The sequence below is a fragment of the Actinomadura syzygii genome (genome assembly GCF_008085905.1).
GTDB lineage: Bacteria > Actinomycetota > Actinomycetes > Streptosporangiales > Streptosporangiaceae > Spirillospora > Spirillospora syzygii.
On the sequence record NZ_VSFF01000012.1, the window covers coordinates 34,771 to 48,593 of the forward strand.

The 13,823-nt window shown below is 73.8% G+C and carries 8 protein-coding genes; 7 read left to right on the plus strand and 1 reads right to left on the minus strand.

Annotated features, from left to right (window positions below):
- Positions 1 to 486: 486 nt before the first annotated feature.
- From lanL to FXF65_RS30460, 5 genes are all read left to right on the plus strand, one after another.
- The gene (gene lanL / locus FXF65_RS30445) at positions 487 to 3,390 is read left to right on the plus strand and encodes a class IV lanthionine synthetase LanL (protein WP_148353510.1); all 2,904 of its coding nucleotides are present in this window, start codon (positions 487 to 489) and stop codon (positions 3,388 to 3,390) included.
- Positions 3,387 to 5,288 (plus strand): alpha/beta hydrolase family protein, encoded by a 1,902-nt coding sequence (locus FXF65_RS30450; protein ID WP_148353511.1) that lies wholly within the window; start codon positions 3,387 to 3,389, stop codon positions 5,286 to 5,288. Before lanL ends, FXF65_RS30450 begins: the two co-directional genes overlap by 4 nt.
- 5 nt (positions 5,289 to 5,293) lie before the next feature.
- Positions 5,294 to 5,446, plus strand: coding sequence for a VenA family class IV lanthipeptide (locus FXF65_RS44025; protein WP_169809416.1), 153 nt, complete (start codon positions 5,294 to 5,296; stop codon positions 5,444 to 5,446).
- A 148-nt stretch (positions 5,447 to 5,594) separates the two neighbouring features.
- Positions 5,595 to 7,379, plus strand: a complete 1,785-nt coding sequence (locus tag FXF65_RS30455; protein ID WP_246199228.1) for an ATP-binding cassette domain-containing protein — start codon at positions 5,595 to 5,597, stop codon at positions 7,377 to 7,379.
- Positions 7,376 to 9,082, plus strand: a complete 1,707-nt coding sequence (locus tag FXF65_RS30460; RefSeq protein WP_148353512.1) for an ABC transporter ATP-binding protein — start codon at positions 7,376 to 7,378, stop codon at positions 9,080 to 9,082. The genes FXF65_RS30455 and FXF65_RS30460 overlap by 4 nt, the downstream gene beginning before the upstream one ends.
- An 11-nt stretch (positions 9,083 to 9,093) precedes the next feature.
- Here the strand turns inward: FXF65_RS30460 and FXF65_RS30465 are convergent, their stop codons facing one another.
- Complete coding sequence (locus tag FXF65_RS30465; protein ID WP_148353513.1) at positions 9,094 to 9,423, minus strand: plasmid stabilization protein; 330 nt, start codon at positions 9,421 to 9,423, stop codon at positions 9,094 to 9,096.
- 865 nt (positions 9,424 to 10,288) lie between these two features.
- On the opposite strand from FXF65_RS30465, the gene FXF65_RS30470 reads away from it, so the two are divergent.
- Together FXF65_RS30470 and FXF65_RS30475 are read left to right on the plus strand one after the other, a co-directional pair.
- Positions 10,289 to 11,827, plus strand: coding sequence for a M4 family metallopeptidase (locus FXF65_RS30470; protein WP_187412572.1), 1,539 nt, complete (start codon positions 10,289 to 10,291; stop codon positions 11,825 to 11,827).
- An 852-nt stretch (positions 11,828 to 12,679) separates the two neighbouring features.
- Positions 12,680 to 13,249 carry a TetR/AcrR family transcriptional regulator C-terminal domain-containing protein gene (locus FXF65_RS30475; protein ID WP_148353515.1) on the plus strand — a complete coding sequence of 190 codons (570 nt, stop codon included), beginning with the start codon at positions 12,680 to 12,682 and terminating at the stop codon, positions 13,247 to 13,249.
- Positions 13,250 to 13,823: the final 574 nt, after the last annotated feature.

Consider the following 13,823-nt stretch of genomic DNA (forward strand, 5'->3'; position numbering starts at 1 on the left):
GGGATGCGGGCATGTCGGACGGCTGCCCGAGTGCTCCGTCGCGACCCTTTTGACCAGTGTTCGATCACATCGCGTGACGGTTCGTAGCACATCTCCAGGACGCCGTGCCAGCGGCGCGCGTGGCAGTCTTCGGCCATGACCCGGACCAAAACCGATTCGGAGTCAAATTGGCGGAAGCCCCGCCGATCTGCCAGTCAGCAAAGCTGGACATAGTTCACATTTTGGTCTTCTCTCCGGCTTCGTCCGGCTCTGTCGTCACACTCGTCACCCGACGACTTTCCGCTGAGTAAGGTTTCTATTCCGCCGCAGTAAAGATCAGTTGTTAGTCCCCTCTGGCGCTTTTCGGGGATTCGTGGCTACCGTGTCCTCGTTCGCCCTGAGACGCACATTGATCGGTGGAAATGATCGATCGATAAAGGGCGGACCGGACCACATCGCGTGGTCCACCGAGGCCGGCGGAACGGGAAAGAGGGCGGCGAACCCAGCATGGCGGAATTCAATTTCAGCGTCTTCTCCGGGGCCGCGGCCCCGGAGTCCGGCGACGCCCGCCTGACCGAGGTGCTCGACCGGGCGCTCGCCGCGCTTCCCGCCCCGTCCGGCTGGACCGTCCGCCGCAGCCCCGTGTGGCGGCACCTCACCCGCGACGGCGGCGGCTGTCCCGCGCAGGGGTGGAAGCTGCACGTCTCGGCGACGCCCGCGTCGGCCGAGGAGGTGCTCGACCGGGCGCTCGCGGTCCTCCTCGCCGGAGGCTCCTCGTTCAAGTTCGCGGCGAGCCACGACCAGGTCGCGGTGCTGAACGCGCGGAACACCTCGCGCGGCCACTCGGGCAAGTTCCTCACCGTCTACCCCGGGAGCGACGACGAGGCCGTCCGGCTGGCGGCGGAGCTGCACGAGGCGACGGCGGGGCTCGCCGGGCCGCGCATCCTGTCCGACCGCCAGTACGCGCCGGGCAGCCTCGTGCACTACCGGTACGGCGCGTTCGTCGAGGACCGCCGGATCACCAACGACGGGTTCTACGCCTGGATGATCCTCGACCCCGACGGCAACCCGGTGGAGGACCGGCGCGCCGGCACCTACCAGCCGCCCTCCTGGGTGACCTCCCCCTTCCCCGACCGCCCCGCGAGCGCGGGCGGCGGCGACGGGCAGGGGGAGATCCTCATCGGGACGCGCTTCGCGGTGCGCGAGGCGATCCGGCACACCAACAAGGGCGGCGTCTACCGCGCGCTCGACACCCGGACGGGCGAGCCGGTCGTCCTCAAGGAGGCGCGCCCGCACGTCGCCGCCGACGAGACCGGGCGGGACATCCGCGACAGCCTCCGGGCGGAGCACCGCGCCCTCGCCGCCATCGCGCACCTCGGGGTGGCGCCGCGCCCGGTCGAGCTGTTCACGCAGGGCGGCCACCTGTTCCTCGCGGAGGAGATGATCCCGGGGACCGCGCTGCGGCAGTGGAGCTCGGACCTGATCGTCGTCCGCGGCTGGGGGCCGCACCTGCCCGCCGCGCTGGAGATGGCGGAGCGGCTGACCGGCCTGATGATCGCGGCGCACGGCGCCGGGCTGATCGTGCGCGACTTCAACCCGAACAACATCATGGTCCGCCCGGACGGGACGCCCGTCCTCATCGACCTGGAGCTGGCGGTGCCCGCCGACGATCTCGCGGGCGCGCCGCTGCGCTCGGGCACCCCCGGATACTCCGCGCCGGAGCAGATGGACGGGGCGTCCCCGCACCTCGCGGCGGACTACTTCAGCCTCGGCGCCACGCTCTGCCACGTGATCACCGCCGGGCCGCCGTACCTGCTGGGGGAGCGTCCGGCGGCGCGTCCGCTGGCCGAGCGGCTCGCGGAGCTGCTGCGCGCCCGCACCCGCGGCCTGAACCTGCCCGCGCCGGTCATCCCGATGCTGCTCGGGCTGACGGCCGACGACCCCGACCAGCGCTGGACCCCGGCCCAGGCGCGCGAGGCGCTGGCCGACCTCCGGACCGCCGCCCCCGATACCACCACTGAGGCCGCGTCCGCCCCGGCCGCGAGCGCACCGGCGGTCAGCGCCCAGAATGCGGGCGTGCCGGCGGCGGACGCGGCGGTCCCGGGCGAGGCGGGCACCGGCGCGGAGCGGCGGGGCGCCGGACGCTCGGACGGCCGCCGGGAACGGCTGCGGGAGCAGGCCCGGCAGGCCGTCGCCGGGATCAGCGGACACCTCCTCGCCACCATGACCCCCGGGAACGGCGACGCGCTGTGGCCCGCGTCGTGCGTCCACGGCGCACCCGATCCGTGCAGCGTCCAGCACGGTGCGGCGGGCGTCCTCGGCGCGCTGGTCCGGTGCCACGAGCTCGCCGCCGTTCCCGGCCTCCGCCCGGCCGTCGGCGAGGCGGCCCGCTGGACTCTCGCGCGGCTGGACGACGGTTCCGCGCGTCCCGCCGGGCTTTACTTCGGCGCCGCGGGCGCCGCGTGGGCGGTGCTGGACGCGGGCCTCGCGCTGGACGACCCCGACCTCGTCGACGGCGCCCTCGCCGCCGCCGACCGGCTGCCGTTCGCCGTCCCCGGCCCCGACATGACCCACGGGACGGCTGGCCTCGGCATGACCGCGCTCCACCTCTGGGCCCGCACCGGGCGCGAGCGGTACGCCGACCGGGCCGTCGCCGCCGCCGACGCGCTGGTCGACGGGGTTGTGGCGGCGCCGGGCGGTCCGACCTGGAGCACTCCCGCGCAGCACGAGTCCAAGCTCGCCGGGAAGCGGTTCCACGGGTTCGCGCACGGCGTCGCCGGGGTCGGCTGCTTCCTCATCGCCTGCGCCGAGGCGACCGGCCGCGACGACTACCGGGGCCTCGCCGTCGAGGTGGGGGAGAGCCTGCTCGACGCGGCGACGATCACCGACCGGGCCGCGATGTGGGGCGCCGGGCACGGCGACGCGCCGACCGCGCCGTTCTGGTGCCACGGCGCGGCCGGGATCGGCGCGTTCCTCGCGCGGCTCGGCGCGGCGACCGGGGACGAGCGGTTCAACCGGTACGCCGAGCGCGCGGCGCGGGCCGTCCTGGACAACCGCTGGCGCGCCGCGCTCGGGCAGTGCCACGGGCTGTCCGGCAACGGCGACTTCCTGCTCGACATGGCGGCCCTCACCGGCGACGACCGCTACCGCGACGGCGCGTGGCGGCTCGCCGAGCTCGTCCTCGCCAACCGGGCGCGGCGCGACGGGCACCTCGTGTTCCCCGACGAGTTCGGCCAGGTGTCGGTGACGTGGGGCGACGGCATGAGCGGCATCCTCGGCTTCCTGCTCCGACTACGGCACGGCGGCGCCCGGATGTGGACGGCGGACGGCGCCGCCGACCTCGCGACCGACCTCGCCGCCGACGACGCGGGCGTCCCCGCAGCGGCGCTCGACTCCGGGCGGCTCTCGTGAACGCCGCCGCGACGGACCTCGCCGTCCCGGACCTGCCGCCGGTCCCGACCCGGTTCGGGTTCGCGTTCTCCGCGGGCGGACGGTGGGCGGCGTGCCTCAGCGCCGTGCTCGACGACGTCACGCTCGAACGCTGGGACCTCGCCGGTCCGGCGCCGACCCGCCGCGCGCTCGCCTCCACCGACGAAGGCGCCGCCCCCGCGCACACCGCCGACGGGCCGCTCGTCGGCCGCGCCTGCGCCGTGCTCCCGCTGGACGACGGCCGCGTCCTGGTCGTGCGGCCCGCGACCGGCGACCACGGGGAGCCCGCCGGGCACGGATCCGTCCTCGCGGCGGGACCGGTCGGCGCGGGCCTGCGGATCACGCGGTCCTGGCAGGTCCCGTCCATGCTCGCCGGGTTCCTGCTCGCCGGTCCCGACCGGACGGCGCTGCTCGTCACCGTCGAGGACGAGCGGAGTTCGAGGATCTCGCGGCTCACCGCCACCGGGCTCGAAACGGTCCTGCGCGTTCCCGGCGTCCTGTCGGGCGGCGTGTGGATCGACCGGGGGCGCACCCTCGCCCTGGACCACTCCGAGCCGGGACGCCGCACCGACGGCATCCTCGTCGACCTGCGCGAACGCTCCTGGCGTCGAGTCTGGTCGGTGTCCGACACCACGTCCGACCGGATCGCCGCGTACAACCCGCGCTCGGGGGCGCTGGCCGTCACCACCACGTCGCCGGGCGTCCAGCAGGCGGGGGCGCAGCAGACCGGGCTGCGGTTCCCGGACGGCGGACCCGTCCGGTTCCCGGAGACGCTGAACCGGTCGTCCCGGCTCCGGACGCCGCTGACCTTCGACCCGAGCGGGGAGCACCTCCTCCTCCGGGAGATCCACGGCGCCTCGGCGCGGCTCGCCGTCTACACGCCGGACGCGGACCGCGTCACCCCGGTGCCCGGCCCGCGCGGCATGCTGTGGGGGCCCGCCCGCTGGGCCGACGACGGCCGGATCCACGTGCGCTTCGCCGCTCCGCACCGTCCGCCGACCCTCGCGACGGCGCCCGGACCGGCGCCGGGCCCGGCCGGACCGGCCTGGACGTTCGCCCCGGCCGCCCCCGGCGCGGGCCGCGGCTGGCGGCGCGCCGAGCTGATCGAGCTGCCCGGACCGGCGGGCCCGATCGAGGCGATCGTCTACGGCGACCTCGGCTCCCGCCGCCTCGTGCTGGCGCTGCACGGCGGGCCGCTCGCGGCCTGGCGGTTCGAGTTCGAGCCGCTGTTCCAGCACCTCGCGGCGGCGGGCGCGGCCGTGGTCGCGCCGAACTACCGGGGCAGCACCGGCTACGGCGAACGGCACCTGCGGCCCGTCCTCGGCGACTGGGGCGGCCCCGACCTGGACGACGTCGTCCACCTCGGCGGGATGATCGCCCGCGACCGCGACGACGTCGGGCTGCCGCGCCCGGTCGTGCTCGGCGGGAGCTACGGCGCGTTCCTCGCGCTGCTCGCCGCGTGCCGGTTCCCGGAGCTGTGGTCGGGCTGCGCCGCCCTCGCGCCGTTCACCTCGGCGGACGGCCTGCGGGCCGCCGCGCCCGGCGCGGTCGGCGACCGCGTCGCCCGGCTCAGCCGGATCGCCGCCCGCGGCGAACCCGGGCCGGGACGCGACGTGCTGGCCGAATGCGCGTCGCTCACGGTGCCGCTGCTGCTCGCGCACGGCGCGCGGGACGAGATCGTCCCCGTCGCGCAGTCCCGGGCGCTGCGGCGGCGCCTCCTCGAACTCGGCAGGACCGAAGGAGTCGACTTCGACTACCTGGAGGCCGACGGCGACCACCACGGCGTCGTCCAGGCATGGCCCCCGGTCCTGCGCGAAACGGTGGTCCGGTTCTGCCTCACGGCGGAGCGGACCTACGCGATCGACCAGGAAAGGAGGTGAACACCATGGACACGTTCGACGGCGACCTCGTGGCCGCTCTGCAGGAGCTGCCGGAGACCGACCCGATCGAGATCGACGGCGTCCAGCTGGGCGGCACGTGCGCGTGCACCGGTCTGCTGACCCTGCTGAACACGATCTGCATCGGCGTCACCTGCTAGTACGACGCATCCCATGCGGAACCCGGGACCCCTGAGAAAGACCCCGGCCCGCAGAACCCCGGTCACGGACCGGCAACAGCCGGTCCGTGACCGGACCCACCTCTGATTCTAGAAAGACTTCGGCCAGAACGGAACGGAGCCGACCAGGGTGGTCCGGAAACCGACGGTCGACGCGGCGCCCGGCGGGTCCGCCCTCCTCCGCGCCGGAGGACGGCGGCTGATGCGCGCCGCCGTCCGCCGCTTCCGGGTGCGGATGGGCGTGCTCGCGGCGCTCACCGCCGTCCGCGTCGCGGCGACGCTGACCACGCCGGTGATGCTCGCCCGCGCGATCGACGCCGCGCAGGCGCAGGAGAACCTGGGCGCGGCGACGACGGCGCTCGCGGTGACGCTCGGCGTCGCGATCCTGGCCGACGCGGGGGAGGACGTCCTCGGCGCCTACTGCGGCAGCCACCTCACCGCCTGGCTCCGGCACCGGATGCTCGGCCGCGTCCTGGCGCTCGGGCCGCAGGGCCGGCGGCGGTTTCCCACGGGGGACGTCCTCTCCCGGCTGACCGAGAGCGCTTCGGGGCCCGCGGCGTTCCCCGTCCTGCTGCTGGCAGCGGCGGCCGCGATCGCGTCCACGGCGGGCGCGGTGATCGCGCTCGCGCTCATCGACTGGTGGCTCGCCGCCGCGTTCGCGGCGAGCGTGCCGCCGCTGGTCCTGGCGCTGCGGGTGTTCGTCGTCCAGGCCACCGAGCCGTTCGCGCGCTACCAGATCTCCCAGGCCGCCATCGCCACCCGGCTGCTGGACGCCCGGCAGGGCATCCGGACGATCCAGGCGAGCGGCACCGCCGACGCCGAGGCCCGGCGGATCCTCGCGCCGCTCCCCGAACTGCGCGAAGCCGGACGGGAGACGTGGGAGGTGCAGGGCCGGGTGAGCCGGCGGCTGGCGCTGCTCGCCCCGCTCACCCAGGTCGTGGTCGTCGCCGTCGCCGGGGTGCGGCTCGCCACGGGCGACGTCACCACCGGCCAGCTCGTGGCGAGCGCGTCCTACGCGGCGATGGCGGTCGCGTCGGCGTCGCTGTTCGACACCTTCGTCCAACTGCTCAACTGCCAGGTCGGCGCGGGACGGATCGAGGAGGTCCTGGCGGCCGTCCCAGCGGTGCGGCCGCCCGCGCGGCCCCGTCCCGTCCCGGACGGGCCCGGACGGCTCCGCCTCCGGCGGGTCACCGTCCGGGCCGGGGGCCGCGCCGTCCTCGACGGCCTCGACCTGGACGTGCCGCCCGGCGCCGCCGTCGCCGTCGTCGGCGCGTCCGGCGCCGGGAAGAGCCTGCTCGTGGCGACGATCGGACGGCTCCTCGACCCCGACGACGGGCACGTGGAGCTCGACGGCGTGCCCGTGACCGCGCTTCCGCTCCCGCGGTTGCGGCACGCCGTCGCCTACGCCTTCGAACGTCCCGCGCCGCTCGGTGCCACCGTGCACGACACGATCGCCTACGCCCGTCCGGACGCGACGCGCGCCGAGGTCCGCCGCGCCGCGCGGGCCGCCGCCGCCGACGACTTCGTCCGGGCGCTGCCCGAGGGATACGACACGCCCCTCGCGCGTGCCCCGTTCTCCGGCGGCGAGCTGCAGCGGCTCGGGCTGGCGCGGGCCGCCCTCGCCGACGCGCGGATCGTCGTCCTCGACGACGCCACGAGCAGCCTCGACACGGCCACCGAGCTGAAGGTGACCGAGGCGCTGCGGCGCGTCCTCGCCGGACGCACCAGCCTGGTCGTGGCGCGCCGTCCGGCCACGGCCGCCCGCGCCGACCTCGTCGCCTGGCTCGACGCGGGCCGGATCCGGGCGCTCGCGCCGCACGCCGAGCTGTGGCCGGACCCCGGCTACCGCGCCGTGTTCGACGCGCGGCCCGCGGCGGACGGCGCCGCCGCGCCGGAACCGGCCGCGGGCGCATGACGGCGCCGCCCGCCGCCCGCCTGCTGCACCGGCACGTGCGCGGGCAGTGGCCCGCCGTGCGGCGGCTCGCCGCCTGGTCGGCGGTCGAGGCCGTCCCGACGTTCGCGTCCGGGCTCCTGCTGTCCCGCGCCGTCGACCGCGGGTTCCTCGCCGGGCGTCCGCTGACCGGCCTCGGCTGGCTGGCCGCGCTCGCCGTGCTGTACGTCGTCGGCGCGGTGGCGACGGGCCGGGTCTACCCGTGGCTCGCCGCGACCGTCGAGCCGCTGAGAGACTCCCTGGTCGGCGAGGTCGTGTCCGCCGCGCTGCGCCGGATGACCGGCGGCGCGCCGGACGCGGCGGGCGCCGGGGTCTCGCAGGTCACCGAGCAGGCGGAGGCCGTCAGGGCGCTGCTCGGGGCGGCGCTGCGCAACGTCCGCCAGCTGCTGTCGGCGGGCGTCGCAGCGCTCGTCGGGCTGACCCTCCTCGCCCCCCGGCTGGCGCTGGCCGTCGGGCTGTCGGTGGCGCTCGGCGTGGCGGTGTTCGGCGCGTTCGTCGGGCTCCAGGTGCGCCGCTACCGGGCCGTCGTGCTGCGCGCGGAGGAGATCGGGGAGAGCGCGGCGGCGGTCGTCCACGGCGTCCGGGACGTCGTCGCCTGCGCCGCCGAGGACCGCGCGGCGGACACCGTCGGCCGCGTCGTCGACGCCCAGGCGCGGGCCCTGCGCGCCTATGCCAGGACGCGGCTCGTCCGCCTGCCCGTGCTCGCGCTCGGGGTGCACCTTCCGTTGCTGGCGCTGCTCCTGCTGTCGCCCTACCTGACCGCGCACCAGGGGTTCACGGCGGGGGACATCGCGGGCGCGGTCGCCTACCTCGTCACCGGGCTGCAACCGGCCGTGACCGTCCTCGTGGACGCGGGCGGAACGCTGCTGCTCAGCCTCGCCGTGGTGCTAGGACGGCTCGCGGAGATCTGCGCCGTCCCGGCGGCTGCGGCGCCTTCCGCGCTTCCGGCGGCGGTCGAGTCCTTCGACGTCGAGACCGAGCGGGTGACGTTCGCCTACTCGCCGCGCGCGGCCCCGGTCATCGAGGACCTGTCCCTCTACGTCCCCGAGGGGACGCACCTGGCCGTGGTCGGCCCGAGCGGCACCGGCAAGTCGACCCTCGCCAACCTGCTCACCGGGCTTCTCGCACCGCAGCGGGGCCGCGTCACCCTCGGCGGCGTCCCCCTCGACCCGGCCCACGCGCGGACGGCCATCACCCTCATCCCGCAGGAGAGCTACATCTTCGCCGCGCCGCTGCGCGACAACCTGGCCTACCTGTGCCCGCAGGCCAGCAAGGCGCGGCTGGACGACGCCGTCCACGCCGTCGGACTGGGGGAGACCGTCGAACGGCTCGGCGGGTACGACGCCGAGATCCCACCGGGGGGCGGGGGGCTCTCGCAGGGGGAGCGCCAGCTCGTCACACTGGCGCGGGCCTACCTGTCGCCTGCGCCGATCCTCGTCCTGGACGAGGCGACCAGCCACCTGCACCCGGCCGCCGAGGCCCGCGCCGAGCGGGCCCTCGCCGACCGGGGCGGCACGCTGATCGTCATCGCCCACCGCATCAGCTCCGCCGAGCGCGCCGACATGATCCTGCTTCTCGACGGGCCGTCCGCCGTCCTCGGCACGCACGAGACGCTGCTGCGCCGCAGCCCCCTGTACGCCGAGCTGGTCGGCCACTGGCACACGTGATCGGGGGCGCGTCAGACGCCGAGCGCCTTCTCCAAGTCCGCCTTCGACATCTTCGAGCGGCCCTCGATCTTCTTCCGCCTGGCCTCGGCGTACAGCTGCTCCTTCGTCCGGCCGCGCGGGCCGGACCCGCCGGAACGGAGCCCGCCCCGGCGCTGCGGGGAGATGTCCTCGGTCGACGTCCTGCTCTTCTGCTTGGCCTCCCCGGTCCGCGCGCGGTTCTTGTTGACGGTGCGCGCGGCGATCTCCTCCGCGCGGCGCGTCCCGGCCCCGCGCTCCTCCTGGGACTGCTTGATGTCCTCGTACTGGCGTTCGCGCTTCTTGCTCCACGCCCGCTGCGGCATCTCGGCCTCCTTGAGTCGCCTGTCCAGACCCCTTCCCCGTCTGCGGATGTGAAACAGAAGGTCATGGCGTCCCCTGCCGTCGGCCACGGGGCGGCCCGCGCGGCGCCGGCGTCGGCTCCCGGCTACTTCCATTGTTGCTGGAACGGTGAACTGGCCTGCGGTTTCACGGGGTCCGCGACCGCGGTGTTTTAACTTTTCAATTAGGGCGTCAAGTTCGCCGATCCAGTTATTCATGGTCCATTCAATCGCTGATCACACCGGAGGCGCGCCGTCTGCCGTGTAGTGGTTCGCCGACGTGTGTGCAATTCCCAAGATCAATGATCATTGCACACCCGACGGACCCATTGACGGAGGGCTCCCGGCGTCTTCGATCGCTCCAGAAGCTCGGATCTCGGAGCCCTGGCTCCCTGCATCGTCGCAGGTAGAGATGCTTGTGCGGGCAGGGCGTCCAGCGGGCTCGGTATCCGGCAGATGTCTCCGTTTGACCTGGAACGACGGCGCGACCACCAATGTCGGACGGGCCGCATCGCCTTCGGCCCGTCGCCCGTGAAGTCCTATCTGGCCGGTATTCGAAAATGCCGCAGTTCACGCCCCATAGCGCGAAGCTATGCCGAAGTGGAAGGCCCCTTTCGGATTCGCAGATGTCACTCTCGTGTTCGCAAGGCGCAACCCGACCGTCCGCCCGCTCCGGTGCCCGCTCCCGATCACCCCGCATTTTCACCGTCCGCCGTAAGGAACCGGCCAACTCCCCGCCGGCCCGCGCGTGACATGGGCGCCCGGCCCGCCGGCGGCGGTCGTCGTGCCCTGCGGCCGCCCCAACCCCCCGCGGGGCGGCCTCCCCCCATGTCGATGGAGGCATGCAGCAGTGAAACGCACACATCTCCTGGCGGTCCCCGCGTCCGTCGCCCTCGTCGCGGCCGGGCTGTCGCCGCTGGTCGCGCAGGCGCTCCCCGCGTCGGCCGCCCCCGACCCGACGCTCGCCGCCCGCGCGACCGCCGAGCGGATCGTCGCCGCCCGCGCCCCCGAGCTGCACCCGAGCGCGAACGACGCCTTCGTCCGCACGCAGGTGATCGGGACGCCCTGGAACCTGAACTACGTCGCCTACGAGCGCACCTACCGCGGGCTTCCCGTGGTCGGCGGCGACTTCGTGGTCGTCACCGACAACCAGGGCGAGGTCCGCGACCTGTCGGTCGCCCAGAAGCAGGCCATCGACGTCGGCATCACCTCGAAGATCGGCCAGGCCGCGGCGGCGAAGACGTCCCGCGCCGCGCTGACCAAGGCCGACGGCACCGCCGTCAAGCCGCGCCTCGTCGTCTACGCGCTGGGCGCCCCGCGCCTCGCGTGGGAGGCGACCGTCTCCGGCCGCGACGGCAAGGAGAACAGCCGCAAGAAGGTGTACGTCGACGCGCGCACCGGCAAGCGGTTCGCCGAGCAGGAGCTCGTCTACGCGGGCACCGGCACCGGCATCTGGGAAGGCTCGAACCTGACGATCGGGACGACCCAGTCCGGCGGCCAGTACACCCTGAGCGACCCGGCCCGCTCCGGGCTGACCTGCGGCGACTACAGCGGCAAGCAGATCTTCTCCGGCCCGGACGACCTGTGGGGGAGTGCCTCCAAGACGAACAAGGAGTCCGGCTGCGTCGACGTCATGTACGCCGGCGCCGGATTCTGGGACCTGCTGAAGTCCTACGGGCGCAACGGCCTGAACGGCAGCGGCCGCTGGTCCCCGGCGTACGTCGGGCTCAACCAGGTCAACGCCTACTGGACCGGCAGCGAGGCCGACTTCGGTCACAACAACCAGAACCAGTGGATCACGTCGACCGACGTCGTCGACCACGAGTTCGGCCACGGCCTGGACAACTTCACCCCGGGCAGCATGTCCGGCGGCGGCACCCAGGAGTTCGTGGGCGACGTGTGGGGCGCGTCCGTCGAGGCGTTCCTGAACAACCCGGCCGACACTCCCGACTACACCGTCGGCGAGCTGGTCAACCTCACCGGCAGCGGCCCGATCCGCAACATGTACAACCCGTCGCTGGTCAACAACGACCCGAACTGCTACTCCAGCTCCGTCCCGAACATGGAGGTGCACAAGGCGGCCGGGCCCGGCAACCACTGGTTCTACCTGCTCGCCGAGGGCTCCAACCCCGGCGGCGGCAAGCCGACCAGCCCGACCTGTAACAACAGCCAGGTCACCGGCGTCGGCGTCTCGACCGCCTCGAAGATCTTCTACAACGCGATGGCGATGAAGACCTCCGGTACCAGCTACCCCCGGTACCGCGTCCTGACGCTGTCCGCGGCGAAGAACCTCGACCCGACCTGCGGTCTGTACGCCAAGACCAAGGCCGCGTGGGACGCCGTCAGCATGTCCGCGCAGTCCGGCGAGCCGACCTGCACGGCCCACTGAGGATGACACCGCGGTGCCGGAGCCGGTCGGGCTGAGCGCGACTCCCGGCCGCACGCACCGAGACATGTTCGGCCCGGCCCTCCGCCGATGGGGATGGACGGCCGGGGCCGGGTCGGACATTTCGATTTCGCCGAGATCGACATTCGGATTACCGGACCGTCCGGGCGCACATTGCCCTGGCGGTCCTTCGAACGTTTATGATCGCGCGGGGCGCCGCCGCGGCGGCCTGCCGAAGGCCGTACCGGACGGCCCCGCGATGGGTGACGACAACGGACTTGCGCGCCCTGTGGGAACCGGTCACGCGACTGGTCACCCACCCTCTTCGCGCACGCCGACGATGCCGCGCGGCGACTTCCGGGGCCCCGGCCGCCCGGCCATTCGCAGTGAGGCAGAGCGCTGGGTTCGCGGGCGGTTCCGGGGCTTTCTTGCCCGATGACGCATCGCCCGCATGAACGAATATGTCGCTAAATAGCGGCCAATTCCCTGAACGGTTTCGATGCCGAGATGAAGATCACTGATCGGCCCGGTGAGACCCGGTAGGCGCGCGGGACGGCACGACGTACCGGCCGGACGGTCGTGACGGTCCCGTGCGCGCTCCCGGAGGTGCGGCCGGACCGGCGATCCGGCCCGCGCGGAGGTGCTGCCTGGGGACGGTCAGCGCCGCGGCCCGACAAGTTCCTGGTGGGCAAGATTTTGTTTTCGTTGCGTCGAAAAGGTGTGGCCCCATATGTTGGATTCGCCATCACGCGATGCCGGTCATTAGACGGTTGCGGCTTTATGCGCGGGTGCCCGTCCCCCAACCGAGGATGGCGCGTCGCAGGTGATGGGGAGGCCAAATGACCTGGGGAGATCATGCAGCCCGAACCGGCATCCGCGTCGAGTTCCGCGCCCGAGAGTCCCGCCGATGGCGTGCGGCGCCTCGTGGTCGAGGCGGTGAGCCATTCCATGCGGTCGGTCCAGGGCACCGAACACGGTGAGTTGCACCTTTACCTCTCGCTGCTCCAGGACCGGCTGCCCGTCTACGTCGGCACCGTCGCCGATCTCCTCGCGCACGCCGGAGGCGCCGGCGTCCGCAAGAACCTGGTGATGGTCGCGGAGGCGACCATCAATTTCTACAGCGAGGTCCTCGCCGCCAAGGTCGCGGTATTGGCCAACCCGGCGCAGCTCGTCCGGCTGCGGCAGGTGATGCGGCCGCGCCGCCTCGGCCCCCACCAGGCGGAGCACGCCGTCGCCGTCTACCTGCGGCAGGAGCAGGAAATCGGCCGGGTCGCGGCGGACGCGGACCCGGTCGGCGCCGCCCGCCTGCTGATCGGCGCCTGCCTCAACTACGCCTTCACGCTCCTGCTCCTCGGCGACGACGCGCTACCGCCCCGCCACGAGTACGCCGCCGTCCTCGTCCAGGGAATGCGCGTAACCCCCTGACCCGGGTACGGCTATGGCAGCAGGGCCGAATTGAGCTGACCCTTGTGCTGTTCGACCCACCGGTACGCGGCTTGCACTTCGGTGACGGCACCGGCCTGCCGAAGCCGGGCCATCGCCGGCTCCCCGACCTGGGCAGCGGCCTCGATCCCGCGCGTTCTTCGGTGACAGATCGTTGTGGCAGACCACTTCCTCGCGTCCGGCCAGGACGTCGCGGCCGTCAGTACGAGGAGTTCGTGGACGGACCCGAACGGGCCGCGGGACGCCTGCGAACCGTGTCGCCCACACGGACGCTGGCGTTCACGAACCCACCGGGCAACGGTGACTCGGACACCCCACCATCCTGCACGGCTGAACGAAGGCCCGGACGGCGGCCGGCCTCGCGCGTACGCCGGACTGGCCGCGGCGTCACGCCGCCGGATAGGCTCCCCGCGCGGCATGATCACGGCGGGGCCGGAGGCCCGGGACGCCGCCGAAGCCGAGTGCACCTTCCGAGCGGCGCAATCGTCCAACGGCCCTGATCGAGCGATGATCGACCGCGGCGATCGGCGAACGGTCGGTTCGGCGCGTCCGACGG

Bases quoted from the DNA above. Each gene is read 5' to 3' on its own strand.
- lanL (WP_148353510.1), top strand. From the start codon at position 487: ATGGCGGAATTCAATTTCAGCGTCTTCTCCGGGGCCGCGGCCCCGGAG.
- FXF65_RS44025 (WP_169809416.1), top strand. From the start codon at position 5,294: ATGGACACGTTCGACGGCGACCTCGTGGCCGCTCTGCAGGAGCTGCCG.
- FXF65_RS30475 (WP_148353515.1), top strand. From the start codon at position 12,680: ATGCAGCCCGAACCGGCATCCGCGTCGAGTTCCGCGCCCGAGAGTCCC.
- FXF65_RS30460 (WP_148353512.1), top strand. From the start codon at position 7,376: ATGACGGCGCCGCCCGCCGCCCGCCTGCTGCACCGGCACGTGCGCGGG.
- FXF65_RS30465 (WP_148353513.1), bottom strand. From the start codon at position 9,423: ATGCCGCAGCGGGCGTGGAGCAAGAAGCGCGAACGCCAGTACGAGGAC.